The 26,054-nt window shown below is 66.9% G+C and carries 21 protein-coding genes; 16 read left to right on the plus strand and 5 right to left on the minus strand.

The features are described 5' to 3' along the window. Positions 1-112 precede the first annotated feature (112 nt). From AC2IR1_RS07935 to AC2IR1_RS07945, 3 genes are all read left to right on the plus strand, one after another. The gene (locus AC2IR1_RS07935; protein ID WP_486475742.1) at positions 113-703 is read left to right on the plus strand and encodes a YbjN domain-containing protein; all 591 of its coding nucleotides are present in this window, start codon (positions 113-115) and stop codon (positions 701-703) included. A gap of 159 nt (positions 704-862) precedes the next feature. After that, positions 863-1,852 (plus strand): ABC transporter substrate-binding protein, encoded by a 990-nt coding sequence (locus AC2IR1_RS07940; protein ID WP_486475743.1) that lies wholly within the window; start codon positions 863-865, stop codon positions 1,850-1,852. 7 nt (positions 1,853-1,859) lie between these two features. Beyond that, complete coding sequence (locus tag AC2IR1_RS07945; protein ID WP_486475744.1) at positions 1,860-3,548, plus strand: ABC transporter permease; 1,689 nt, start codon at positions 1,860-1,862, stop codon at positions 3,546-3,548. 450 nt (positions 3,549-3,998) lie between these two features. On the opposite strand, the gene AC2IR1_RS07950 is transcribed toward AC2IR1_RS07945, so the two are convergent. Together AC2IR1_RS07950 and AC2IR1_RS07955 are read right to left on the minus strand one after the other, a co-directional pair. Continuing rightward, complete coding sequence (locus AC2IR1_RS07950) at positions 3,999-5,732, minus strand: hydantoinase B/oxoprolinase family protein (RefSeq protein WP_486475745.1); 1,734 nt, start codon at positions 5,730-5,732, stop codon at positions 3,999-4,001. 250 nt (positions 5,733-5,982) lie between these two features. After that, entirely contained in the window at positions 5,983-8,034 is a 2,052-nt protein-coding gene (locus tag AC2IR1_RS07955; RefSeq protein WP_486475746.1) for a hydantoinase/oxoprolinase family protein, read from the minus strand. Between the two features lie 131 nt (positions 8,035-8,165). On the opposite strand from AC2IR1_RS07955, the gene AC2IR1_RS07960 reads away from it, so the two are divergent. From AC2IR1_RS07960 to AC2IR1_RS07985, 6 genes are all read left to right on the plus strand, one after another. Continuing rightward, the gene (locus tag AC2IR1_RS07960) at positions 8,166-9,581 is read left to right on the plus strand and encodes a hypothetical protein (protein ID WP_486475747.1); all 1,416 of its coding nucleotides are present in this window, start codon (positions 8,166-8,168) and stop codon (positions 9,579-9,581) included. Positions 9,582-9,762: 181 nt separating this feature from the next. Then, positions 9,763-11,073: an ABC transporter substrate-binding protein gene (locus AC2IR1_RS07965; RefSeq protein ID WP_486475748.1), complete on the plus strand. Its 1,311-nt coding sequence runs from the start codon at positions 9,763-9,765 to the stop codon at positions 11,071-11,073. A gap of 226 nt (positions 11,074-11,299) precedes the next feature. Next, entirely contained in the window at positions 11,300-12,235 is a 936-nt protein-coding gene (locus tag AC2IR1_RS07970) for a branched-chain amino acid ABC transporter permease (RefSeq protein WP_486475749.1), read from the plus strand. Continuing rightward, a complete protein-coding gene (locus AC2IR1_RS07975; protein ID WP_486475750.1) occupies positions 12,232-13,170 on the plus strand; it encodes a branched-chain amino acid ABC transporter permease in 939 nt (312 codons plus the stop codon). The genes AC2IR1_RS07970 and AC2IR1_RS07975 overlap by 4 nt, the downstream gene beginning before the upstream one ends. Then, positions 13,167-13,901 (plus strand): ABC transporter ATP-binding protein, encoded by a 735-nt coding sequence (locus AC2IR1_RS07980; protein ID WP_486475751.1) that lies wholly within the window; start codon positions 13,167-13,169, stop codon positions 13,899-13,901. Before AC2IR1_RS07975 ends, AC2IR1_RS07980 begins: the two co-directional genes overlap by 4 nt. Continuing rightward, complete coding sequence (locus AC2IR1_RS07985) at positions 13,901-14,608, plus strand: ABC transporter ATP-binding protein (protein ID WP_486475752.1); 708 nt, start codon at positions 13,901-13,903, stop codon at positions 14,606-14,608. Before AC2IR1_RS07980 ends, AC2IR1_RS07985 begins: the two co-directional genes overlap by 1 nt. Before the next feature lie 230 nt (positions 14,609-14,838). Here the strand turns inward: AC2IR1_RS07985 and AC2IR1_RS07990 are convergent, their stop codons facing one another. Continuing rightward, positions 14,839-15,276 (minus strand): MarR family winged helix-turn-helix transcriptional regulator, encoded by a 438-nt coding sequence (locus AC2IR1_RS07990; protein ID WP_486475753.1) that lies wholly within the window; start codon positions 15,274-15,276, stop codon positions 14,839-14,841. 192 nt (positions 15,277-15,468) lie between these two features. On the opposite strand from AC2IR1_RS07990, the gene AC2IR1_RS07995 reads away from it, so the two are divergent. From AC2IR1_RS07995 to AC2IR1_RS08005, 3 genes are all read left to right on the plus strand, one after another. Continuing rightward, positions 15,469-16,959 (plus strand): 6-hydroxynicotinate reductase, encoded by a 1,491-nt coding sequence (locus AC2IR1_RS07995; protein WP_486475754.1) that lies wholly within the window; start codon positions 15,469-15,471, stop codon positions 16,957-16,959. Beyond that, a complete protein-coding gene (locus AC2IR1_RS08000; RefSeq protein ID WP_486475755.1) occupies positions 16,959-17,768 on the plus strand; it encodes a UPF0280 family protein in 810 nt (269 codons plus the stop codon). Before AC2IR1_RS07995 ends, AC2IR1_RS08000 begins: the two co-directional genes overlap by 1 nt. Positions 17,769-17,830: 62 nt before the next feature. Then, on the plus strand, positions 17,831-18,415 hold the full coding sequence (locus tag AC2IR1_RS08005) for an amino acid synthesis family protein (protein ID WP_486475756.1): 585 nt from the start codon (positions 17,831-17,833) through the stop codon (positions 18,413-18,415). A gap of 146 nt (positions 18,416-18,561) precedes the next feature. On the opposite strand, the gene AC2IR1_RS08010 is transcribed toward AC2IR1_RS08005, so the two are convergent. Then, positions 18,562-19,593, minus strand: coding sequence for a ketopantoate reductase family protein (locus tag AC2IR1_RS08010; protein ID WP_486475757.1), 1,032 nt, complete (start codon positions 19,591-19,593; stop codon positions 18,562-18,564). A gap of 372 nt (positions 19,594-19,965) precedes the next feature. Between AC2IR1_RS08010 and AC2IR1_RS08015 the strand changes: the two genes are divergently transcribed. The 3 genes from AC2IR1_RS08015 to AC2IR1_RS08025 all read left to right on the plus strand — a co-directional run bounded on the left by AC2IR1_RS08015 (position 19,966) and on the right by AC2IR1_RS08025 (position 23,836). Continuing rightward, positions 19,966-22,122, plus strand: a complete 2,157-nt coding sequence (locus AC2IR1_RS08015; RefSeq protein WP_486475758.1) for an anthranilate synthase — start codon at positions 19,966-19,968, stop codon at positions 22,120-22,122. Positions 22,123-22,386: 264 nt separating this feature from the next. After that, entirely contained in the window at positions 22,387-22,707 is a 321-nt protein-coding gene (locus tag AC2IR1_RS08020; protein ID WP_486475759.1) for an H-NS histone family protein, read from the plus strand. 757 nt (positions 22,708-23,464) lie between these two features. Then, complete coding sequence (locus AC2IR1_RS08025) at positions 23,465-23,836, plus strand: YigZ family protein (RefSeq protein WP_486476383.1); 372 nt, start codon at positions 23,465-23,467, stop codon at positions 23,834-23,836. Positions 23,837-23,848: 12 nt separating this feature from the next. Here the strand turns inward: AC2IR1_RS08025 and AC2IR1_RS08030 are convergent, their stop codons facing one another. Beyond that, positions 23,849-24,463 carry a TetR family transcriptional regulator C-terminal domain-containing protein gene (locus tag AC2IR1_RS08030; RefSeq protein WP_486475760.1) on the minus strand — a complete coding sequence of 205 codons (615 nt, stop codon included), beginning with the start codon at positions 24,461-24,463 and terminating at the stop codon, positions 23,849-23,851. Between the two features lie 268 nt (positions 24,464-24,731). Here AC2IR1_RS08030 and AC2IR1_RS08035 point away from each other — a divergent pair, with 268 nt between their 5' ends. Beyond that, positions 24,732-25,982 carry a Zn-dependent hydrolase gene (locus tag AC2IR1_RS08035; protein ID WP_486475761.1) on the plus strand — a complete coding sequence of 417 codons (1,251 nt, stop codon included), beginning with the start codon at positions 24,732-24,734 and terminating at the stop codon, positions 25,980-25,982. The last annotated feature ends 72 nt before the right edge of the window (positions 25,983-26,054 follow it).

Below are 26,054 nucleotides of genomic sequence, written 5' to 3' on the forward strand. Positions count from 1 at the left end.
GAAGCTCGCCAAAATTTGAATATGCGGTTAAGAATGCGACCGGTGTGGTTGTGCCGGGATATGCGACGGATAGAACCCGGTTCATCGAAGACAGACTACCAAGGACGATCCGATGTCATTTTCCAGCCTCTCCCCCCTTTGCCGTCCCGCCGTGGCGGCCCTGACGCTGCTTCCGGTCCTGGCGCTGAGCGTGGCCGGTCCGGCCCAGGCGAAATCCACCGGGGGCCTGCTGAGCGGTGCCGTCGGATCCGCCCTGCGGCACGCGGGTGGCGATGGTGACGACGGGGTCAGCGCCGCAGAGGGCCTGGTGTCCGCCGCTGCGCCCGAAACCATCGTGGCCGCCCTGCAGGATGCGGGCTACCGCGCCGAGCTGACGACCGATCAGGTGGGCGACCCGATGATCAACTCCGCCGCGGCGGGGGCCAATTTCGCCATCTACTTCTATGGCTGCGTCGACAACGCGGGCTGCGATTCCGTGATGTTCTCTGCCGGGTTCGACATGGATGACGGGCTGCCGCTGGAGGAGATCAACAGCTGGAACCAGCAGGCGGTCATCGCCCAGGGTTACATCGACGACGAGGGCGACCCCTACCTGCAGCAGTACATCCTGACGCGGGAGGGCCTTCCGGCCGGGGTCTTCGACTATGCGCTGACCGAATGGAACCAGGTGCTGGGCGAGTTCCAGGAGTTCATCGACTGGTGATCCGCTGAACGGGCTGTCGGGCGGGCCTCTCCGCCCGGCGGCCCCATCCTGCGACAGCCCCCTTCGGGCGGGCCTGTTTGTGGGCATACCTACAACAAACCGTCACATGGGGCTGCTAGGCACGCGCGAGATCCGCTTCCGAGTTTTCTGGAGAGACAGATGAAACGCGCCCTTCCCCTTGCCGCCGCCCTGACGCTGGCGATTTCCCTTTCCGGCACCGCCGCCCTGGCCGATGTGTCCGGCAAGCTGGTGCTTTACACCAGCCAGCCCAATGCCGATGCCCAGCAGACCGTCGATGCCTTCATGGCCGAGTACCCCGATGTCCAGGTCGAGTGGTTCCGCGATGGCACCACCAAGGTCATGGCCAAGCTGGCGGCCGAGTTCGAAGCGGGGGCGCCGCAGCCCGACGTGCTGCTGATCGCCGACAGCGTGACCATGGAGGGGCTGAAGGCCGAGGACCGGCTGATGGCCTATCCGGGGGCGGATACTTCTGCCTACGAGGCGGGTGTGATGGATCCGGAGCACTACTGGTTCTCCACCAAGCTGATCACCACCGGGATCATGTACAACACCTCTGCCCCGATGGTGCCCACGTCCTACGAGGACCTGCTGAAGCCGGAGGCCAAGGGGATGCTGGCGATGCCCTCTCCGCTGACGTCGGGGGCGGCGACGATCCACATGGATGCGCTGACGGCCAACCCCGACCTGGGCTGGGACTTCTACGCCGGGCTGGCCGATCAGGGCGCCAACCCGCAGGGTGGTAACGGCGGGACCTACAAGGCGATTGCCGGGGGTGAGAAGCTGTACGGTTTCGTCGTCGACTACCTGCCGATCCGGGAGGCCGTGAAGGGCGCGCCGGTGGCCTTCGTCTTCCCCGAGGAGGGCGTTTCGGCCGTGACCGAGCCCGCCGCGATCCTGAAGACCGCGCAGAACCCCGATGCGGCGAAGGCCTTCATCGACTTCCTGATTTCCGAAAAGGGGCAGGAGCTGACCTCCGCCATGGGCTACCTGCCGGCGCTCGGCACCGTGGCTGCGCCCGAGGGCTTCCCGGCCCGCGAGCAGATCAGGCTGATGGACTTCGACCCGGCCAAGGCGCTGGCCGAGGACCAGGCCAACAAGCTCCGCTTCATGGATATCTTCGGCGGCTGATCCCTTGGTGAAACGACTGCTGCGCGGCGAGCCCATGGCGCTCGCCGCGCTTTCTCTTTTCGCGCTGCTGCTTTTCGTGCTGCCGCTGGGGCTGCTGTTCCGGGTCGGACTGGCCCGGGGCGCAGGGGCCCTGGCCGAGGTGCTGGGATCGCGCGCCGTGCTGCGCGCGCTCTGGCATTCGCTGGAAAGCGCGGGCGTTTCGGCCTGTGGCGCGCTGGTGATCGGCACCGGCATGGCGCTGGTCATCGGGCTGACCGACCTGCGCGCCAAGGGCGCCTTCGTCTTTGCCCTGTTGCTGCCGATGATGATCCCGCCCCATGTCACCGCGATTGCCTGGATCCAGGCGCTTGGCCCTGCCTCGCCGGTGCTGCAGGCACTGCACCTGGCGCCGGAGGTGGGCTCGACCCATCCGCTTTACTCCGCGGGCGGTGTCTGGCTGCTGCTGACGCTGCAGCATGCGCCGCTGGTCTTCCTGGTGGTGCTGGCCGCCCTGCGTGCCCTGCCGCGTGAAATGGCGGAGGCCGCCCGGATCGCCGGGGCCCGGCCCGCGCGCCTGCTGGTCCGGGTGCTGCTGCCGCTGCTGGCGCCGTCGCTGCTGGCGGGGTTCGCGCTGGCCTTCGTCTCGGCCCTGGGCAATTTCGGCATTCCGGCGCTGCTGGGGATCCCGGCGCGCTACACCACGCTGCCGGTGCTGATCTGGCGCCGGCTGTCGAGCTTCGGCCCGTCGATCCTGCGCGATGTGGCGATGATGTCGGTGCTGCTGGCGCTGGTCGCGGTGGTGGCGATCTGGCTGCAGTCGGTGCTGCAGCGGCGCGCGCGGTCGCAGGTCATCGGCCCCGCGCAGGAGAGCCTGCGGATCGCCCTGGGGCGCTGGCGCCCGCTGGTGACGGGGGCGATGCTGGCCTATGCGCTGGCGACGCTGGTGCTGCCGCTGGCCTCGCTGGTGGCCACGGCGCTGGTGCCGACCTATGGCGTGCGGCTGACCCTTGAGACCCTGACATGGGAGAACTTCGCCGAGGTGCTGTTGCGCCAGGAGGTGACCCTGCGCGCCTTCGTCAATTCCGGCCTGACGGCGGGGGCGGCGGCGCTGGCACTGGCAGGGGCGGCCTGCCTGCTGGCCTTCTTCCTCAACGCGCGCAGCCGGGCGTCGCGGCGGCTGGCGCAGGGCGTGGCGGTGCTGGCGGAGGTGAGCTATGCCATCCCGGGGCTCGTCATCTCCATCGCCTTCATCCTGGCCTTCCTGCGGCCGGTGCCGGTGCTGGGCGTCTCCCTCTACAACACCATGTGGATCATCGCGCTGGCCTATCTGACGGCCTTCTTCTCCGTCGCGCTGAAGCCGGTGGCGGCGGCCTACGGGCAGCTGGATCCCTCGCTGGATGATGCGGCGCGGGTGTCGGGTGCGGGGTTCGGGCGGCGGATGGGGCGGATCTTCGTGCCGCTGACGGCGCCGGCGGCGGCTTCCGGTGCGATCCTGGTGTTCCTGACGGCCTACAACGAGGTGACGGTGTCGTCGCTTCTGTGGTCGACCGGGCATGAGACCATCGGGACGGTGATCTTCAACTACGAGGATGGGGGCTACACCGTGCTGGCCTCTGCCATGGCGAGCGTCACGGTGGCGGCGACGGTGGTGTTGATGCTGGGGCTGGACCTGGCGGGGCGGCGGTTGCCGAAGGGTGTGGTGCCCTGGCGGATGTGAGGGGGGCGCGCCAGGGGGGCGCCTTGTGGGAGAGCGCCGGGGGCGCTGCCCCCGGACCCCCGGGATATTTGGGAGCCAGAAAATGGGGGGGCGGTGTGCGGGTGGTCTTGGCGGGGGAGCGGGGCGGTGGATTGGCATCCACCCTACAAGCGCAGGGTGCGGCCTTGGGTGTGGGGTGTGTGAAATCCACCGTGGGTGGTGACATGGTGGATTGGCATCCACCCTACGGGTGCGGGGTGCGGGGTGCGGCTTTGGGCGTAGGGTGGATGAAATCCACCGTGGGAGGCGTGGGGTGGATTGGCATCCATCCCGCGAGGGCGCGTGGGCTGTGGCATTGGTCGTGGGGTGGGTGAAATCCACCTTTGGTGCCTTGGCGTGCGGGGGGCGGGGTGAACCCCGCCCTACTTGCGATTTGCGTAGGGCGGGGTTCGCCCCGCCGTCCGGTCCCGATCAGCCCGCGCGGCGGGCCTGTGTTGCGGCCATATCGGCCACGCCATTCGCGAAGATCACGCCGAAAAGCTCTGCGGCCTGCTCCTCGGTATAGCGGCCAAGACGGACGTCCTCGGCCACCGCCTCGACCGGGCGGGTCATCGGGTCGCCGTAGCCGCCGCCGCCGGGGGTGCGGACATGGACCACGTCGCCGGGGGCCATGGGGATGTCCTGTTCCTTGGACAGGTGGGGCGGGATGTGCACCTCTCCGCCGCGGATCACCCGGACCTTGTTGAGCGCCCCGTCGGCGCCGCCGAGCGCGCCCTGCGGGCCGGTGCGGCCATGGTCCATCACGAAGCTGGCCGTGGCCTGACCGCGGCGCAGTTCCACCGCGTAGTCGAGGCCGAAGCCGCCGCGGTGCAGGCCCGCACCGCCCGACCCTTCGTGCAGCGCGTAGTGGTGGTAGAGCACGGGGAACTGGCTTTCCATGATCTCCACCGGGGGTGCCTTGGAGATGCCGATGGTGGAGCAGCCGTTGGACAGCCCGTCGTGGTCCGCATTGCCGCCGTAGCCGCCGCCGGAAATCTGGTACATCACGAAATCGCGGTTCTTTTCCGGGTCGTGGCCGCCAAGGGCGAAGTTGCCGGAGGAGCCGGCGGGGGAGGCCGTCACGCGGTCGGGCAGCGCCGGGGCCAGCGCCGCGAAGACCGCTTCGGCGATCCGCTGGGAGACTTCGGCCGCGCAGCCGGAGACCGGGCGCGGGTACTGGGCGTCGAGGAAGGTGCCCTCGTAGCCCGTGACGTGGATCGGTTCGAACGCCCCGGCGGAGATCGGGACCTCCGGGAAGATGTGGCGCATGGCGAGGTAGACAGAGCTGAGCGTCGTCGCCAGGACCGAGTTCATCGGCCCCATGCAGGGTGCCGAGGAGCCGGAGAGGTCGAAGGTCACGTCGGTGCCCTCGCGGGTCACCGCCAGCCGGATTTCCAGCGGTTCGTCGACGACGCCGTCGCTGTCGATCCAGGCCGAGGCGGTATGGGTGCCTTCGGGGATCTCGGCGAGGTAGGTGCGCATCTGCTGGGCGGCGCGGGTGCGCAGCTCTCCGATGGCATCGGCCACGGTGGCATCGCCGTAGCGGCCCAGCAGTTCGTCCAGCCGTTCGGCGCCGACCTTCAGTGCCGCCGCCTGGGCCTGGACATCACCGATGCGCTGGTCGGCCACGCGGATGTTGGAGCAGATGATCTGGTAGATCTCCGTGTCCAGCACGCCTTCCTTGAAGAGGCGGACCGGGGGCAGGCGGAGGCCTTCCTGTTCGACGGAGGTGGCCGACGCCGAGAAGCCGCCGGGCACGGCGCCGCCGGTGTCGGGCCAGTGGCCGGTGTTGGACAGCCAGCAGAAGATCTTGCCGTCGCGCCAGTAGGGCATGGCGAAGCGCACGTCCATCAGGTGGGTGCCGCCGAGGTAGGGATCGTTGACGATGTAGATGTCACCAGGTTTCGGAGCCGCCGTCAGCCCCTTGGCGATGCCTTCGATCAGCACCCGGGTGGAGTACTGCATGGTGCCCACGAAGACCGGCAGGCCCATGTTGCCCTGGGAGATGAGGGCGCCGTCGACGGCGGAGTAGATCCCGTCGGAGCGGTCGTTCGCTTCTGCAATCACCGGGGAGAAGGCGGCGCGGGAGAAGGAGAGGTCCATCTCGTCGCAGACCTGTTGCAGGCCCGCCTGGATGACGGAGAGGGTGATCGGGTCGATACTCATTGGCGGGTCTCCTGAGCGCAAGGGCAAGCGGCGGCGGCGTGAAGACGGTGGGCCTGTGCCCGGCCGCGGGGGGGCGCATTGCGCCCGCCCGGGGGGGTGAGCCCCGATGGGGAAACGCTCCGGGGGAGCGTTTCAGGGGCGAACGGGCGGAGCCCAGTCGTTGGGCGCAGGCCGGGCCGCTGGCCCGGCCAAGTGCCTGCGGCGCGAGTATTTGGGGCCGTCGAATGGGAGGGGCGGGGCGCTGTCCGGCTCATGCGGCGCCTCCGATCTGGATCAGGATGTTGCCGATGGCATCGGTCGTCACGCGGTCTCCCGGGGGCACGAGGATCGTCGTATCCATCTGTTCAAGGATCGCCGGGCCGTCGAAGGTGGCATCGGCGGGCAGCAGGTCGCGGCGGTAGAGGGGCGTTTCGTAGGTTTCGCCGTCGAAGATGACCGGGCGGGTGGCGCGAAGGGCTTCCTCCATCGTGGCCTTGCGGCCTTCGACCGGGATCAGGCGTGCGGGGTCCAGCGTGTTGCGGGTGCCGATCACGGAGGTGTTGGCATTGACCACCGCCGCGCGGATCGCGGGCAGGCGGACGTGGAAGCGGTTCCAGTAGACCTCTTCGAAGGCCGCCTGAAGCGCCTCGCGGCTGATCTCCGGCCCTTCCAGTTCGACGCGCAGCAGGTGGGTCTGGCCGATGAACTGCATGTCGAGGGAATGGAGGATGCGGGTCTCGGTGATCTCGACCTTTTCGCGACCGATGAGGGCGCGGCCCTCTTCGGCCTGGGCGGTCAGCATGTCGGCCAGAAGCCCCATGTCGAGCGTGTCCAGCGGCTGGCCCACGGTGCGGGTGAAGTCGTGGCGCAGGTCGGCGACGAGGCAGCCGAGCGCATTGGTGATGCCGGGGCGGGCGGGCGTCAGCACCCTGGGCACGCCCAGTTCGCGGGCCAGCGAGGCGGCGTGCAGGGGCCCCGCGCCGCCGAAGGCGAAGAGGGCGAAGTCGCGCGGGTCGGCGCCGAGAGAGACGGAGACCATGCGGATGGCGCCGGCCATCTTGACGTTGGCGAGCTGGATCACGGCCTCTGCCGCCTGTTCCGGGGTCAGGCCCAGCGGATCGCCCAGCTTTTCGGCGAAGATCTGGCGGACGGTTTCCAGGGTGACGCCGCCTTCGACGGACTTCAGGCGCGCCGGGTCGAGGCGGCCCAGCAGGAGGTTGGCGTCGGAGATCGTCGGTTCGGTGCCGCCACGGCCATAGCAGATGGGGCCGGGGGTGGCGCCTGCGGATTCGGGGCCGACTTCGAGAAGGCCCGCCGCGTTCACACGGGCGATGGAACCGCCACCGGCGCCCACCGTGCGCACGTCCACCATGGGGACGTGGATCGGCATGGCGTATTCGACCTCGATTTCATTCGAGACGGCGGGCTGGGCGTTGCGGATCAGGGCCACGTCGGTGGAGGTGCCGCCCATGTCGTAGGTCAGCAGGTCGGGGATACCGGCGGCGCGGCCGGTGAAGGCCGCGGCCATGACGCCCGAGGCGGGGCCGGACATGACGGTGCGCGCGGCTTCCTCGGCCACGCGGCGGGCCGAGACCATGCCGCCGTTGCCGTTCATCACCAGCAGTTCGCCCGCGTAGCCGCCGCTTTCCAGCGAGCCTGCGAGGTTCTGCACGTAGCGGTCGAGGATCGGTTGCACCGAGGCATTGACCGCCGCGGTCACGCCGCGTTCGTATTCGCGGCTTTCCGACAGCAGGGCATGGCCGAGGGTGACGTAGGGGTTGGGCCAGACCTCTTTCAGGATCTCGCCCGCGCGGATTTCATGCGCCGGGTTGCGGTAGGCATGCAGGAAGTGGACCACCACGGCGGAGCAGCCGAGATCCAGCAGCTGCCGGGCTGCGGCGCGCAGGGCGTCTTCATCCAGGGGGGTGATGACGCGGCCTTCGGCATCCATGCGTTCGGGCACTTCGAGGCGCAGGTCGCGGGGGATGAGCGGTTTGAAATCGCCTTTCATCCCATAGGCTTGCGGGCGGGTGCGGCGGCCAAGTTCCAGCACGTCGCGGAAACCTGCGGTGGTGATGATGCCGGTCTTTTCCAGCTTCCGTTCCAGCACCGCGTTGGTCGTCGTCGTGGTGCCGTGCACGATCAGCGCGGTATCGGGCAGGGTCGCTTCGGCCTCTGCCACGGCATTCATCACGCCGCGCGACTGGTCGTCGAGGGTGGAGGGCACCTTGGCGATGCGGACCTCTCCGGTCGCCGGATCCATCAGGATCAAGTCGGTGAAAGTGCCGCCCACGTCGCAGCCGATGACCTGTCCGGATTCCATGTCTTACCCCTGATACTGCCGGTTTCGATATATTTGTGTGCAAATGAATTTCCGAAGCGCCGCACGATGTCAATTCCTCTTTGCATCCGGATCGGGGGAAGTTCTGACTTGCATCGGGAGGTGCTCAGCGCATGATCACGATACTTACGAAAGGCAGGGCAGGGGAGCCTTTGCGGACAGATCCGAAGACCTTTGGGAGCCTTGCGGCGCTGATGCTGCTGGCGGGCTGGCCCGGGATGGCAGCGGCGCATGCCTCCGAGGGGGGATTCGTCCTGCTGCTGCCGACGGATGCCTATATCGCGGGCGGCGTCGCCTCGGTCGTGGCGACCGTGCTGCTGATCGCGCTGATCCCCGAAGGGGCGGCGCGGGCGCTGTTCCGGGCGAAGGTGCTTTGCTCCGCGCGCGCGCCCCGGGGCCATGTGGTGATCTGCTGCCTTTCGGCGCTGCTGCTTCTGTGGGCGGTGTCGCAGGGGCTGGCGGGGACGCAGGACCCGACGCACAACCCCTTGCCGCTGCTGGTCTGGACGGGGTTCTGGCTGTTCCTCGTCACCGGAAGCGGGGTCTTCGGCGATCTGTGGCGCTGGCTGTCGCCCTTCCGGGCGAGCTGGGCCGTGCTGCGGCTGTTCGGGCTGCGGCCGCTGCTGCGCTACCGGCCCGGCTGGGGCTGCTGGCCGGCCTTCGCGGGCTTCCTGGCCTTCGCGGCGGTACTGATGGTCTCGGTCGCGCCGACGGATCCGGACAGGCTTGCCCGGCTGGTGCTGGGCTACTGGGCGGTGCAGGTGGCGGGGCTGGTCCTTTTCGGGCCGCGCTGGTTGCTGCGGGGCGAGGGGCTGGGCCTGCTGATGCATCTTTACGCGGGGCTGGCACCGCTGAAGCGGCGGGGCGCGCGCTGGCGCCTCGGCCTGCCTGGCTGGGACCTGGTGGCGCGGCCGCTGCCGTCGGTCAGCCTGGCCTGTTTCATGCTGATGACCCTGGCGCTCGGCTCCTTCGACGGGCTGAACGAGACCTTCCGCTGGTTCGGCTGGATCGGGATGAACCCGCTGGAGTTCACCGGGCGCAGCACGGTGGTGGGGCCGAACCTGACGGGGCTCCTGCTGGCGGGGCCGGTGCTGGTCGCGCTTTACGCGGTGTCGATCAAGGCAGGGCTGGTGCTGGTCGGGGAGGGGGGATTCGCCGAGAGTTTCCGGGCCCTGGCCCCGGCGATCCTGCCGATCGCCTTCGGCTACCACGCAGGCCACTACCTGACGGCGGCGCTGGTGGAGGGGCAGTATTTCTGGAACATGGTGGCGCATCAGCTGCATCTGCCGGAAACCACTGTCACCACGGGGTTTTTCAATCGGCAGGACAGCGTGCGGGTGATCTGGCTGACCCAGGCGGGGGCGGTGGTGCTGGGGCACATCCTGGCCATCCTGATGAGCCACGGCGCGGCGATTCGCCTTCACGGGAGCCATCGCAAGGCCGCGCTGAGCCAGGCGCCGCTGGCGTTGTTCATGATATTCTACACGCTCTTCGGGCTGTGGCTTCTGGCCTCGCCGAGGGGGGCGTGATGGGGCGCGGGGCCGGAACCGTGCCGCTGCCCGATCCTTGGGCATTGTCCGCCGGGCTTGGGCCGGGCGGCGTCGGGGAAGCGGGCAAAAGGCTGGACAGTTTGTTTGTGTGCCTACAGAGTTTACCGCAGGGTCAGCCGATAATGATCCGGCAATACATTAGTCAACAGGGAAAGTGGAAATGACCGAAACTCCCAGCAAGACCAAGAAAAGCGGGCTGATCCAGCCCACGCGCCGCGGGGCGCTGAAGACGCTGGCCATGGGCGCAGGGGCTGCGGCCACCATGCCGCTCTGGGCCCGTTACACCAGCGCGCAGTCGGCCGAGCCGATCCGCCTGGGCTTTGGCAAGCACGCCACCGGCATCGGCGCCGCCTATGGCCGCTGGTACGAGCGGACCTCCGTCGCTGCCGTGAAGAAGATCAACGACGAGGGTGGCATCAACGGCCGTCCGGTCGAACTGGTGACCGAAGATGACGGCACCGATCCCAAGCGCGCCGCCGAGGTGCTGGAGAAGTTCGCGAACCAGTCCAATTGCGACGTGGCCTTCGGCACGCTGTTCTCCCACGTGGTCGTCGGCGCCGCCCCCCGCGCCGGTGAACTGAAGCTGCCCTACTTCGTCTGCTCCGAAGGTCACCATGTCGCCTCCGGCATGCTGAACCGCTGGACCATGCAGCCGGGCATCACCGACGTGAAGAGCCAGATTTCCGCCATGGCGCCCTTCATCACCAACACCCTGGGCAAGAAGGTCACCATGATCTTCCCCGACTATGCCTTCGGCTACGACCACCGCGACAACCTCGCCCCGGCGATCGAAGCGGCAGGCGGCGAAGTGGTTGCCAAGATCGCGATCCCGCCGACCGAGACCTCCTTCACCAAGTACTTCCCCAAGATCCCGCGGGACACGGACGTCATCTATCACGTGATGATCGGCCCCGCCGTGCTGACCTTCGTGAAGGAAATGGGCGAGTTCTTCGGCCCGTCGCGCCCCGAGATCTTCGGCTTCATCGACTCGCTTGAGGCGACCGACCTCAGCTCGCCGGGCCTCGAATTCCTGGATGGCACCTACTTCTGGGAAGGCATGCCGCGCTACCTGCAGGACGATGCGCCGGACTACGTGAAGGCCTATCGCGATGCCGTGGGGCTGGACGCCAACGGCGCCTCGGTGGCCGATCCTTCGGACGTCTCGACCTCGGCGCACATGTTCTCCTGCTGGGAGACGCTGCATGTGATCAAGGCGGGCATGGAAGCGGCGGGCTACCAGTCCACCGCCGACCGCCAGAAGCTGATCGAGGCCGTGGAAGCCATGACCGACATGCCGGCGGGCCCCGCCCATCCGGGTGGCGCAAAGCTGTTCAACGGCAAGACCCACCAGGTCTTCGGCCCGCAGTACATCTCCAAGGTCGAAAGCTCCAAACTGGTGGTGCAGAAGGTCGTTCCCTACGAGGAGACGATGTACCCCGACGAGGTCGACTACACGACCATGAGCTTCTGATGAGCTGATCCCCGCGCCCGGCGGCCAGATGTCGCTCGGGCGCGGACTGTCCTGAATTTGAGTGTTCGGGGCCAAAGGAGGGGCAGGTCGCCCGGGCGACGTCCTTGGGGCGCGTCTGCTCCATTCGATGGCTGGAAATACTCCGGGGGACCGGGGGCAGCGCCCCCGGCGTCCGCAGCATGCGCCGGATCCCCGGTCATGCCCTGACATATCCAAGAGAGAGAAGATGGAATTCGGACCCTATCTGATGCTGGCCTGCCTGGAGGGCGCCGTGCTGGCGGCTGTCCTCGCGCTGATGGCCAGCGGGTTGAGCCTCGTCTTCGGGGTGATGCGTGTCGTGAACGTCGCCCACGGCGAGTTCTACATGCTTGGCGCGGTGATGGCCTGGGTCGTGACCCAGTTCTTTGCCGGAATGGGTGGGGGGCCGGCGGTCAACTTCATCGCCGCCGCCGTCCTGGCGCCGCTGATCGTCGGATCGATCGCCGCTGCCACCGACGTGGTGATCCTGAAGCGGCTGGACTATGACCCGGAGCGGGTGATCGTGGCGACCATCGGGTTGCTCTACATCATCCAGCAGGCGACCCTGATGGGCTATGGCCCCGATGCGAAGCCCGTGGTTGCGCCCTTCAACGAGCGGATCGCGCTGCCCTGGTTCGAATGGGGCGAGAACGGATTCGAGATCTATTTCCCCTGGGGCCTGTCCACCACCAGCTACAAGCTGTTCGTGATCGTGGCCGCCGTGGTCATCCTGGCCGCGCTGCGCCTGTTCATGACGAAGAGCCGTGCGGGGCTGATCATGCGCGCCACCCAGCTGGATGGCGAGATGGCCACGGCCTTCGGCATTCCGGTCGAGCGGGTCTATGCCATCGTCTTTGGCGCCGGTGCGGCGCTGGCGGCGCTGGCGGGCGTGCTGATCGTGCCGATCCAGCAGGCGCATTACCTGATGGGGGGCGACGCGCTGTTGCTCTCGTTCATCGTTGTCATCATCGGCGGGTTGGGATCGCTGGCGGGCACGGTGGTTGCCGCCGTGCTGATCGGCATGTCGGACGGCATCATTTCCGTCTTCTTCACGCCGACGCTGGCGAAGATCATCGCGACGCTGGCGGTGGCGCTGGTGCTGGTGTTCCGCCCGCAGGGCCTGTTCGGGGTGAAGCAACGATGACCCGGAAAGACCTTATGCTGCACCTCGGCCTGATTGCCGGGCTGTTCGCGCTGAACTTCATCCTGCCGGCCTATCACCATGGCGTCTTTGCCCGGGTGATGGTCATGGCGGTCTATGCCATCGGCTACAACATCGCCTTCGGCTACACCGGCCTGCTGTCGCTGGGCCACGCCATGTTCTTTGGCGCGGGCATGTACGGGGTGGGGCTGGCCAGCTACCACTTCGGCATTCCGGCGCTGCCCGCGTGGTTCATCGGCCTGGCCTGCGGGGCGGTGCTGTCGCTGGTCGTGGGCGTGCTGGCGCTGCGCACGCAGGACGTCAGCTTCATGATCGTGACGCTGATGTTCAGCCAGGCGGCCTACCTCATCATCCTTTACTTCAGCGAGTTCACCCGGGGCGATGACGGGCTTGTCGTGCCCGGCGACACGCGGGTGATCGGATCGCTGGATCTTTCGGAGGAGGGCACCCGCTACCTGGTGGCCTGGGCGCTGTTCTCCATCGTGTTGATGGTGTCGCTGTGGCTGGTGCGCCAGCCCTTCGGGCGGGTCCTGGTGGCGCTGCGCGAGAACGAGGAACGGGCGCGGCTGCTGGGCTATGACACGGGGCGGCGCAAGCTGGCCGCGCTGGTGATCTCCGGCACGATTTCTGCTGCGGCGGGCGGGGCTTACGCGACGATGTTCGGCTATGTGGGCGCCAGTTTCGCGGGCGTGCAGTATTCGATCTTCGCGCTGCTGTGGGTGCTGCTGGGCGGTGCGGGCACGGTGCTGGGGCCGTTCATCGGGGTGCTGTTCATGACCTATCTGAACGACGTGGCGTCCGGCGTGACCGAGGCCTACATGCTGATCGCGGGCGTGGTGCTGGTGCTGCTGACGCTCTTTGCGCCGCAGGGCATCGTGGGCGAGATCCGCCGCCGGTTCTGGAAGGATCTGCCATGAAACACGAAAGCGACGTGATCCTGTCGACCGAGGGGCTGGGCAAGTCCTTCGACGGTCTGCGGGCCAACAACGACATCGACTTCAAGCTGAAGAAGAACCAGGTGCATGCGCTGATCGGGCCGAACGGGGCGGGCAAGACCACCTTCGTGTCGATGCTGATCGGGCGGCTGGAACCGACGGACGGCGCGATCTGGTTCGACGGGAAGAACGTGACCCAGATGCCCGCGCACAGGCGCGTGGCGCTCGGCATGGGGTACACCTTCCAGATCACGAGCGTTTTCGCGCGGCTGACCTGCCACGAGAACGTGGCGCTGGCGGCGCGGCGCAAGCTGGGCCGTGACGTGAAGGCGGTGGATGCTGCCGTGGCAAGCGCGCTTGGCCGCGTCGGCCTGGGTGACCGGGCCTGGGACGTTGCGGGGGATCTGTCATACGGGCACCAGCGGCTGCTGGAGATCGCCATGGGGCTGGCCTCGGCCCCGCGGCTGCTGATCCTGGACGAGCCGACGCAGGGTCTGGCGGAGAGCGAGATCGCGGCCTTCAAGGCGCTGATCCGGGAGCTGTCGGCGGAAACGACGATCCTGCTGATCGAGCACAACATGTCGGTGGTGATGGAACTGGCCGATGCGATCACGGTGCTGAACTTCGGCGAGGTCCTGGCGCGCGGCACGGCGCAGGAGATCCACGACAATCCGGCGGTGCAGGCCGCCTACCTGGGTACGGAGACTGCGTGATGCTGACGATTGAAGGGCTGACCGCGGGCTATGGCCAGGCGACCATCCTGCGCGGGGTGAACCTGACGGCGCAGGCGGGGGAGATCACCGTGCTGATGGGCCGGAACGGCGCGGGCAAGACCACGCTGATGAAGGCGATCATGGGGCTGGTGAAGGCCGAGGAAGGCCGGATCGAGCTGGATGGCACCGACCTGGCGCAGCTGCCGCCGCACAAGGTGCCGGGCACCGGCGTGGGCTATGTCCCGCAGGGCCGCCGGCTGTTTTCCGAGCTGACCATCGCCCAGAACATCGAGATCGGGCTGGGTGCCGGGCCGAAGGACGCGAAGCTGCGGAAGGAGACCCGCGACGAGATGCTGGAGCTGTTCCCGCGCCTGGGCGAGCGGATGAACCAGCGGGCCGGGACGCTTTCGGGCGGCGAGCAACAGATGCTGGCCACCGCGCGGGCGCTGTGCCTCAGGCCGAAGCTGCTGCTGCTGGATGAACCGACCGAAGGTCTGCAGCCCTCGATGATCGAGGCGATCCGGCAGGTGATGATCCAGATGCGCGACAAGGGTCTGGCGGTGCTGCTGGTGGAACAGCGCATCGATGCGGTGCTGGAAATGGCCGACCGCATCAGCGTGATCGAGATGGGCCGCAATGCCGAGGATTTCGAGAAGGCGGAGATCCTCCCGGGCGAAGCACGCCTGCGCGCGCATCTTGGCGTCTGACGACCTGCCAACTGCCCGAAAACAGGCCGACTTCTGGCCGACTTCAGTACGCCCGACAAAAGAAAACCGCCCGGATCCATGGGGATCCGGGCGGGCTCCGTCACCCTCTGCCGGAAATTGGCGGGAGGGCTGACACACCTCGTTTACTCGTTACCAGAACATGTGCCGATGCCTGTCCGTGAGTGGTGGCATTTGCAGGCTGTCCGCAGGCCGGAGGGGGCCCGGGCGGATCAGCCGAGCTTGGCTAGCATCTGCAGGAGGAGCGAACGCTCCTTTTCGGTCAGCGGGGCGAGGGTCTCTTCGCTGATCTGCCGCGCGAGGGGGGCGACCTGTTCATACAGGGCGCGACCGGCATCGGTGGCGATCAGGTAATGGCGGCGGCGATCATCGGGATCGGGTTCGGCGGTGACCAGATCACGGGCGCGCAGGCGGTCGGCCACGCCCTTGATCGTGGCGGCATCCATCGAGGTCGCGCGGCCGAGCGCGTTCTGAGAGGTCGGCCCGAGTTCGCACAGCTTGGCCAGGGCCGCGAACTGGGTCGCGGTGAGTTCCGGCATCTGCTGGGCGAAGATGGACAGGTGACGCTGGCTTGCCCGACGCATCAGGAAACCGACCTGCTCATCAAGGCGGTAGCTGGCCGCGTCCTGGTCGGCGAAGTCGTAATGCATGAAAATCAATCTCTCTGGCGTTTCGGTCTGGCGGCAATTTCGAAAGCCATTGACACTTGGCGGGCTTCCGAGTCAATACCGTTTGTATGCGAATGAAATTCGCGTGACGTAACGGAACGAACAGGGGTGTTCTTCCGGTCTTTCGGATCGCGAGTGGTTGCGAGCAACCCGAACCTGGAAAGGATGTCCCTGATGGCGCCCGTGGACAAGATCAGATGCGATGCCTGCCCCGTCATGTGCTACGTGGCCGAGGGGCGGACCGGCGCATGTGACAGATATGCCAATGAAAACGGCAAGATCGTCCGGTGCGACCCGGTGACCGTGCTGGATCGCAGCCTGGCCGCCGGGCAGGAGGTGCGCCCCTTCCTGGCACCTGCGGGCGACTGGAACGGCGAGATGGTCACTGGCAAGGAACTGTTCGTTTCGGGCGTGGGGGCGGGAACCACCTATCCGGATTTCAAGCCGGCGCCCTTCATCGTCAGCCGGGAGCTGGAAGGCGTGGACACGGTCACCGTGGTGACCGAGGCGATCTATTCCTACTGCGGCGTGAAGGTGAAGATCGACACCGACCGCCACCTGGGCGACGAGGCCGCGGCCGTGCGCGCGGATGGCGAGGTGATCGGCCATGTGACCACCGGCGAATACGGCAGCCAGATGCTGTCCCTGGGTGGGGTGGATCACCTGACGGGCGGATCGAAGGCCGAGGGCCGGGCGACCTGCAACAACCTGATGGCGCTGTGCAACGGCGAGGCGGTGGAGCTGTCGATCGACGGCGGGTCTTCGGTGGTCGTGCAGGCGGGCCGCGCCCCCATCGTCGACGGCAAGCCCGAGACGCGGATGCGGGTCGGCTGCGGATCGGCCACCATCGGCATGTTCGCAACCCAGTGGCAGGGCCATGTGGACGAGGTGGTGGTGGTCGATGACCATATCACCGGCGTCGTCAGCGAACACCAGGCGGGCAAGGTCATCGGCTGGGAAGACACGGGCATCCGCATCAAGGGCCGCCGGTCCACGCCGGGCCGGTATTTCCAGGTCGCGGAGCCGGGGCTCGGCTGGGGCGGGACGGATATCGAGGACCCGCTGACGATCCTCGACAAGTGGCTGGAGAAGAAGGGCGCGCGGCCCGGACTGCGGCTGCTGATGGTCTCCACCACGGGGGAGCATTCGGCCTATTACGTGCTGGACGAGAACCTGGAGCCGCAACCGGCGGAGATGCCGGAGGCGCTGCAGGCAAGCGTCGCGCTGATTGAGGAGAACTGCGAGCCGGCGCTTTGCACGGTGATGTTCTGTGCCGGGGCCGGCGGGTCGCTGCGGTCTGGCGTGACGAAGAACCCGGTGCGGCTGACCCGCGCGGTGCAGTCGGGCGACGTGAAGGTGACGCTGGGCGGGGCGGAGGTGTTCCTGTGGCCGGGCGGCGGCATCACGGTGATGGTCGACGTGCTGGACATGCCCGCGGGCAGCTTCGGCTATGTGCCGACGCCCGCGCTGGTGGCGCCGCTGGAATTCACCATGCCACGCGATCTCTACGTCGGGCTGGGCGGTCATGACGGCGCCATCCGGCCGATCCGGGACGTGCTGGAAAACGGCGGGGAATATCACAACGAGTTCCGTGCCCTGGGTCAGGATGCGGCGGCAGGGCCGAAGATCGCGCCTTTCCCGGGTGAGGCGAAGAAGGCCTGCTGATGCGGATCCAGGCGGGTCTGCTGCCGGACGGGGTGCGGTTGCACCTGAATGCGGGGCCGATCGACCTGATCTGTTTCGCCCCCGAGGCGGGGCGGGAGGCGGCCTACGGGGCCGCCTGTCGCCGTTTCGACGGGCTGCTGGAAGAGCTGGTGGCCGAACTGCCGGAGCTGCGCCGCGAAGGCGGGCTGGGCCGGGGGCCGGTGGCCGCAAGGATGAGCCGGGCGGTGGCGCCCTTTGCGCCGGAGTTCATCACGCCGATGGCCGCCGTGGCCGGATCTGTCGCGGAGGAGATCCTGGGCGCGATGGCGGGGGCGGTGCCGGACGGCAAGCTTTGGGTCAACAACGGTGGCGACATCGCCTGGCGACCCGGGGCGGAGCCGATGCGGCTGGCCCTGCCGGGCGGCGTGCTGGAGGTGCCGGGGACGGCGCCCTACAGGGGCTGCGCCACCTCCGGTCGGGGCGGGCGGAGCCATTCGTTGGGCATCGCGGATGCTGTGACGGTGCTGGCTGCGGGCGCGGCGCAGGCGGATGCGGCGGCGACGATGATCGCCAACCGGGTCGATCTGCCGGGCCACGGGGCGGTCGTGCGGATGCCGGCGGAGGAGCTGTCGCCCGACAGCGACCTGGGCGCGCGGCTGGTCACGGTTGACCTTGGCCCGCTGAGCCGGGATGAGGTGGATGAGGCGCTGGCGCGCGGGGCGGATTATGCCGAGGCGCTGCGCGGGCGGGGCCTGATCGGCGCGGCGCACCTGGCTCTGAACGGGCAGGGCCGCGTGGTGGGCCCGATGACGGATTTGCTGCCGGGGTGATCCCGGGGGCATGGAGCAAGACAGCCGGGGCGGCCCGGCGGAGCTGTGGAACGGAGGGCCCGATGGCCGAATTTACCCTGCGCAAGACGCAAATCATCCTGGAAGAGGTCTATCACGACGGCGGCCCGCTGCGCGACAGCGGCCCGCGCATTCGCGGTGCGGTGCTGGCGCTGGTGAAGAACCCCTATGCGGGGATGTACCAGGAAGATCTGACCCAGGCGCTGGAAGACCTGAAGCCGCTGGGCCTGCTGATGGCGCAGAAGCTGGTCGATGCCATGGGCGGGGTCGAGGGGATCGATGCCTATGGCAAGGGCGGCATCGCCGGCGAGGCGGGCGAGCTGGAACATGCGGCGCTGTGGCATGTCGCGGGGGGCTATTCCATGCGCGAAGTGCTGGGCGAGAGCCTGGCCATCGTGCCCTCGTCCAAGAAGCAGGGCGGCCCGGGCACGCGGCTGGACGTGCCGATGGGGCACACCAACGCGGCCTATGTGCGCAGCCATTTCGACGCCATGGAAGTGGGCCTGCCCGAGGGGCCGCGCGCCGACGAGCTGCTTTATGCGCTGGTCATGGCCAAGGGGCCGCGCGTGCATGCCCGCCTGGGTGGCCTGGCTGCCGATGAGATCAGCAAGTTCGACGGTCTGCGCTGAGCCGCGACGGCCCCGCGCGCGGGGTTTGCAAAGGAAAGACGCCCGGGGCTTTGCAAAGTCCCGGGTGTTCGTTTTTACGGGGTGCGGCACTGTCCCGCAGCGCGGGAGGCGCCCCGCCCCCCGTCCCTTATCTCTGGCCCCAATTCTCAGCCCTGCACGGCGCGGTCGATGGAGCGCAGCAGCGCCGTGGCCAGTTCCAGGTTGGGGCAGGGGATGCCATGGCTTCGGGCCACGGCAATGGTGGCGCCGAAGATCGGTTCGATCTCCATCGGGCGGCCCTTTTCGAGGTCCTGCAGCGTCGAGGGTTTGAAGGGGGCTGCGCCTGCGGCATCGGCGATGCGTTCCGCCGGGGTGATGCCGGTATCCGCCTTTTCGGCGTGGGCGATGGCGAAGACCTCTTCCATGATGGAGCGGGCGAAGACCGAAAGCACCGGATCCTGCGCCATGGTGCAGACCTCTGCCCGGGAAAGGGCGCAGACGGAGTTCAGCGCCGCATTGCCCAGGAGCTTGCCCCAGATCGCGTTCTGGAAGGGCTGCGGCTGCGTCGTTTCGATCCCGGCGGCGGCAAAGATCTGCGCCACGCGTTCCACATCCGCGCGGTCCTGCCCGGGCAGGCGGCCGAGTTCGTAGAAGCCGGGGATCGGGATGTCGACATGGCCGGGCTCGGGCACTGCCGCGCCGACCTTGGCCACGCAGCCGATGGCCCGCTCCGGCCCGATCAGCCGCCAGAGGTCACCGCCCGGGTCGACCTCTTCCGCGCCCTTGAAGCCGCCCTTGCCGTCGCGGATCGGATACCACCAGGGGATGCCGTTCACCACGGCCATCAGGCGCCCGTGCGGCGCCAGCAGGCGGGAGAGCTTTTCCGCCATGGCGGAGACCTGGTGCCCCTTGAGCGCGCAGATCACCAGATCCTGCGGCGGCAGGTCGTCAGGATCTTCCAGGGCGGTGACGCGGGCGGTGATCTCTTCCCCGGCGCTGGTCAGGCGCAGGCCCTTTTCGCGGATTGCGGCCAGGTGCGGCCCGCGGGCGATGACGGAAACGGAGGCCAGCCCGGCTGCGGGGCCGGCGGCGGCCAGGTGGGTCGCGATCATGCCGCCGATGGCGCCCGCGCCCACGATACAGACCGAAAGCGGGCGGTCGGGCAGGGGCGGCAGCGGCGTGGCAGGAGCATGGGTCATGACGGGTCCTTCGGTGTTTTGCCCCTTCGAAGTGGCATGTGGCGGGCAGAGGAGCAAGGCGAGGCTTGACAGCGGCGGATGGAGGGCGGATTTACAGGGGGCTTTCGCCACTGGCACCGGCACCCGCGCATCGGATCGGCATTTGTCGCACCGCTACGCAGGGCAGGGGCCGTCACGGCGACAAGCGGCATTCCGGCCCCTTCGGGCCCAGGAGAGGAAACGGGCAATGCTCGGGAAGCGATGGCAAAACTGGCCGCTTTCCTGGCGATGGTAACTCCATCGTCCCGCTGACCCTTTCCCCATTCCCGGCGGCCCCGGCCCGAGTGCCCTGCGCAAGAGCGTTGCGCGCCGCCCCTGCCAAGAGAAGCTGACATGACCGATCTTACCTTCCGAACCAAGGGGGGCGTGACCGTCACCCGAAAAGAGCTGCCCGGCACCTATCCGACGGATACGGAAGCCCTGGCGCGGCGGCTCGATTCGCGCCGTGGCGTGCTCTTGTCCTCCAACTACGAATACCCGGGCCGCTACACCCGCTGGGACTTCGGCTTTGCCGAGCCGCCGATCGCCATCGAGGCGCGGGGCCGGGCAATGCGCATCGCGGCACTGAACGGGCGTGGCGAGGTCCTGCTGAAGATCATCGCGCCTGCGCTTGAGGGCCTGGACGCGGTGGAGCGGACCGAGATCAGCGCCACCGAGATCACCCTGCAGATCCGCCAGCCCACCCGGGTGGTGAGCGAGGAGGAGCGGTCGCGTGCGCCTTCCGTCTTCTCTGTCCTGCGCGCGCTGGTCGATCTGTTCTTTACCGACGAGGACGGGCACCTGGGTCTTTACGGTGCCTTCGGCTATGACCTGGCCTTCCAGTTCGAGCCGATCGATTTCAGCCTGGACCGTAGCGACGGCCAGCGCGACCTGGTGCTGTTCCTGGCCGACGACATCATCGTCAGCGACCACTATTCCACCGCCACCATGCGCTATCACTACGAGTTCAGCGCCGGGGGGCTGACCACGGAGGGCCTGGCGGGCGGTATCCCGGAGGAGCCCTTCGTGAAGGGGCCCGAGGATCTGCCGCGCGGCGACCATGTGCCGGGGGAATATGCCAAGCTGGTGGTGGCAGCGAAGGAGAGCTTCCGCCGGGGCGACCTGTTCGAGGTGGTGCCCGGCCAGGTCTTCTACGAGCCTTGCAAGGACAGCCCTTCGGCCATCTACGAGCGGCTGAAGAAGATCAACCCGGCGCCCTTCGGCTTCATCATGAACCTGGGCGAGCAGGAGTACCTGGTGGGCGCCAGCCCGGAGATGTTCGTGCGGGTCACCGGCCGCCGGGTGGAGACCTGTCCGATTTCCGGCACCATCAAGCGCGGGCGCGATGCCATCGAGGACAGCGAGCAGATCCTGACGCTGCTGCAGTCCAAGAAGGACGAGAGCGAGCTGACCATGTGTTCCGACGTGGATCGCAACGACAAGAGCCGCGTCTGCGAGCCCGGGTCGGTACGGGTGATCGGCCGGCGCCAGATCGAGATGTACTCGCGCCTGATCCACACGGTCGACCATATCGAGGGGCGCCTGCGGGAGGGGATGGACAGCATGGATGCCTTCCTCAGCCACGCCTGGGCGGTGACGGTGACCGGGGCGCCGAAGCTCTGGGCGATGCGGTTCATTGAAAAGCACGAGAAATCCACCCGCAAATGGTATGGCGGTGCCGTTGGCGCGGTGCAATTCAATGGCGACATGAATACCGGGCTGACGCTGCGGACGATCCGCATCAAGGACGGTATTGCCGAGGTGCGCGCGGGGGCTACGCTGCTGAACGATTCCGACCCGGACGCGGAAGAGGCGGAAACCGAGTTGAAGGCCAGCGCAATGCGTGCCGCGATCCGCGGCGACGTGAAGAGCAATCAGGACGGCGGAGACGGGACGCGCCTGAAACGCGGCGCCGGGCGGCGGATCCTGCTGGTGGATCACGAGGACAGTTTCGTGCATACGCTGGCGAATTATTTCCGCCAGACGGGAGCCACGGTGATGACCACCCGAACCCCCGTGGCCGGGGAATTGCTGGATGAATTCGCACCGGATCTTGTGGTTCTTTCGCCCGGTCCCGGCAGCCCGTCCGATTTCGGAACGGCGGATACGATCGACAAAACGCTGAAGCGCGGGCTGGCGCTATTTGGCGTCTGTCTTGGCCTGCAGTCCATTTGCGAACATGCTGGTGCTGAATTGCGTCAGCTGGAAGAGCCAATGCACGGCAAGCCGAGCCGCATTAAGATTTGCGATCCGGGAACCGTTTTCGATGGCCTTGGTGATGAAGTCACCATCGGGCGCTACCACTCGCTGCACGCGCTAGAGGCGAGCCTGCCGCAGGATCTGAGGGTTACGGCCCGGTCTGATGACGGGATCGTGATGGGCGTGGAGCATCGCAGCCTGCCGATCGCGGCGGTCCAGTTTCACCCGGAATCCATCATGTCCCTTGGCCAGGAAGCGGGGATGCGCATGATTGAAAACGTTGTCGAAAAGCTGGGCGTGCTGAACCGCTGAAAACAGGAATGTCGCGCAATAGCGTCGCTTCGTAAAAATGAACATCGGTTCCATTTCGCCGAGCGCCCCTGGTCGCTCGGCGTTTTTTTGCCTATCGCAGCGTTGTTGAATGGCGAGAAACCTATTCGGGACAGTATGTGAAGCGTATTCTCGGCATTGTTAATTCATTTTTAGATGATGATGTTGCCAATTGAAAAAGTATCAGTGTAAGTAGCCGAATGGACGGAGGGTGACTCCTGCCCGAAACGTAAAGGAAGACAAACGATGCTGGATATTGATTTGGACGCCCTGTCCCTTGGTGATCTGAAGAAGCTCCAATCCCAGGTGAACACGGCAATCAAGACCTACGAGGACCGTCAGCGTAAAACGGCCCTGGCAGAGCTTGAAGCAAAGGCCGCAGAGCTGGGTTTCTCTCTTTCGGAATTGACCGGACAATCCGGCCGCAAGGCCAAGGTCAATCCGCCGAAATACCGCAACCCGGAAGATGCGACCCAGACCTGGTCGGGCCGCGGCCGTCAACCGGCCTGGATCAAGGATGCGCTGGCACGGGGTGAATCCCTGGATGCGTTCCTGATCGTGAAGTGAACCGCAACTGATCCGATCGCGTGGCGCAGGGACCTGGCAACAGGCCGCGCCCGGAGACGTCCGGCCTGATGGCCGGTAAGGGGCCTTCGGGCCTCTTTTGCGTTTTCAGGGGAGGTGGTCCGGGGATGGCGGATCCGTGGCGGTGACCTGCGGGCAGATTGATGGGCAGATTGATGGGTAGATTTCTGGGCGGATCGGCGGTCATCAGCGGCCGGACGCAAGATGTGATCGCTTGATTGCTTAAAATTTGAACAAAATTCTGGACCAGACGGTCGAAAAGCAATTTTATACCGTTTGGTAAACAATTTACCATTTGATAAAAATCAACCTGTGTCAGCCTGAGTTCAGACAGGAACAACGGGACGAAAGGCGTGACCGAAGCTTCCACGACCTCAGGCAACCGGCCTCTATCCTTCGGCTGGCGCGGGTGCCGGCTTCGGGGCTGGAAGGTCCCGGTGGCGTGAAGGCGCAGCCGGGCAGGAGCCACGCCAACCCGGGGAGACACGGAATTGCCTTCGCGGCCGCAACGGCGGCGGAGCAGGGTTAAACAGGGGCCACCCCACCCATCGGCCCCACGGAAGGCGCCGCCTGAAAGGGCGGCGCCTTTTTTTCGTCTTTGCGGTTGGCGTCCCTGTTGGTGTCCAGGGTCCGCAGGACCGATCACGCGCCCTTTCGTCGGTCCTGAAATGCCCTGGCTCCGGGCCGCAGGAGGCTTGCCAAGCGCGCGGCGCCGGGGCAGGGGTGGGGCATGACGGATTTGCGGATACTGGATGGCGTGCTGAGCGACCGGGGGTCGAAATACGCCGTGGCGGGTGGGCCGGCGAACAGCCGGGCCGAGGCGGAAGCGCTGGTGAAAGCGCTGAAACGGAAAAAGAAATTCGCCAAGGCCACCCATAATACCTGGGCGTTGCTGCTGCCGGGGGACCCGGTGAAGGCCGATGACGGCGAGGCGGGCGCCGGCATGGTCATCCTGCGGATGCTGGAACGCGCCGGGCTGGAGAACCACGTGATCGTGGTGACCCGCTGGTTCGGCGGGACCCACCTGGGCGGCGACCGCTTCCGCCATGTGCAAAGCTGCGTGCGCGCCTACATGGAAGAGATCGGCGTCGATCCCGGCGGCGCGGGGTGAGGGAAGTGTCCCTCAGACCTTGAGCATGCGGGTGAAGAGCAGGGTCAGGTAGGCCTCTGCCTCCGGGAAGGGATCGGGTTTTTCCGGGCCGAGCACCGCTTTCACCTGCACGTCGAAATCCGCGTAGTGCTGGGTCAGCGACCAGATGGAAAAGATCAGGTGGTAGGGATCCGCCGGGGCGAGCTTGCCCGCGTCCATCCAGCCCTGGATGACGGCGGCCTTTTCATCCACCAGTTCCTTCAGCTCCGTCTCCAGCATTTCAATGATGCGGGGGGCGCCCTGGACGATCTCGTTGGCGAAGAGGCGGCTTTCGCGGGGATGGTCGCGGCTCATCTGCAGCTTGCGACGCATATAGGTCAGGATTTCTTCCAGCGGCGTGCCGTCCTGATCCATCTCGCGCAGCGGATCGAGCCAGGTGTCCATCAGGGTGGAGAGAAGGTGGCGGTGGATCGCCTCCTTCGAGGGGAAGTAGTAGAGCAGGTTCGGCTTGGAAAGATTGGCTTCTTTCGCGATCTGATCCACGGTGGAGCCGCGGAACCCATGGGTCGAGAAGACCGAGAGGGCAGCTTCGGAGATGAGGGCGATGTTCTTGCGCTGGATCCGCGTGCGGGCGACCGGTTTCGTCATGCGGTGATTCTGCTCCTTCGGCCCCCCGACACCCGGATCGGGCATCGGAGTCGCTGTCTTCTCAATTGTTTTTCTGGAACATATTTTTTGACCGCATGGACAGCGATGTCCAGCGCTGATCGAATAGGCAGATGCACCTGGCACCCGGGGGTGACGCATGTTTGCGCAGTGGATTTCTTGACTGGGCAAGGCGCGCTGCTAGGCTCGCGTTTGACCAAAAGGTCAAAACGACGACGGCAAGTGACGCAATAGAATACGGAGGCAAGCCATGCCCGCGCCCGGAGAAAACCTTAAGATCAACGGGGAGAGGCTGTGGGACAGCCTGATGGAAATGGCGAAGGTGGGCCCCGGTATCGCGGGTGGCAACAATCGCCAGACGCTGACCGACGAAGATGCCGCTGGCCGTGCCCTGTTCCAGGAATGGTGTGAGGCCGCGGGCTGCACCATGGGTGTCGACAAGATGGGCACCATGTTCATGACCCGCCCCGGGGAAGACCCCGATGCGCTGCCGGTCTACGTGGGTAGCCACCTGGACACCCAGCCGACGGGCGGGAAATACGACGGGGTGCTGGGCGTTCTGGCCGCGCTGGAACTGGTCCGGACGATGAACGACCTGGAAATCAAGACCAAGCACCCGATCGTCATCACCAACTGGGCCAACGAGGAGGGCGCGCGTTTCGCCCCCGCCATGCTGGCCTCGGGCGTCTTTGCCGGTGTCCACACGCTCGACTATGCCTACAATCGCACCGACCTGGAAGGCGACAGCTATGGCGCCGAACTGGAACGGATCGGCTGGAAGGGTGAGGAGGAAGTGGGCGACCGCAAGATGCACGCCTATTTCGAATACCACATCGAACAGGGCCCGATCCTGGAAGCCGAGGAGAAGAGCATCGGCGTGGTCACCCATTGCCAGGGCCTGTGGTGGCTGGAATTCACGCTGACCGGGAAAGAGGCGCATACCGGCTCCACCCCGATGGAAATGCGGGTGAACGCGGGCCTCGCCATGTCGCGGATCCTGGAGATGGTGCAGGAGGTCGCGATGGCGGCCCAGCCCAATGCCGTGGGCGGCGTGGGCCAGATGAAGTTCACCCCCAATTCGCGCAACGTGCTGCCGGGCAAGGTGGTTTTCACCGTCGACATCCGCACCCCCGATCAGGCCAAGCTGGACGGCATGCGGGCCGAGATCGAAAAGCGCGGCGCCGAGATCTGCGAAGAGCTGGGCGTGGGCTGCTCGATCGAGCCGGTGGGCCACTTCGATCCGGTCACCTTCACGCCGGAGCTGGTGGAGAAGGTGCGCAATGCGGCCGAGACCCTGGGCTACAGCCACATGGATATCGTTTCGGGCGCCGGCCACGACGCCTGCTGGGCCGCCAAGGTGGCCCCGACCACGATGATCATGTGCCCCTGCGTCGGCGGGCTGAGCCACAACGAGGCCGAGGAAATCAGCAAGGAATGGGCGACGGCCGGGGCTGATGTGCTCTTGCATGCGGTCGTCGAAACGGCTGAGATCGTGGAATAACAAGAAGGGGGCTCTGCCCCCGCCCGCGCCTTCGGGCGCGGCCTCCCCCGGAGTATTTGAAGCCGTCGAATG

It is taken from the genome of Pseudooceanicola sp. NS-SX8 (assembly GCF_057380755.1).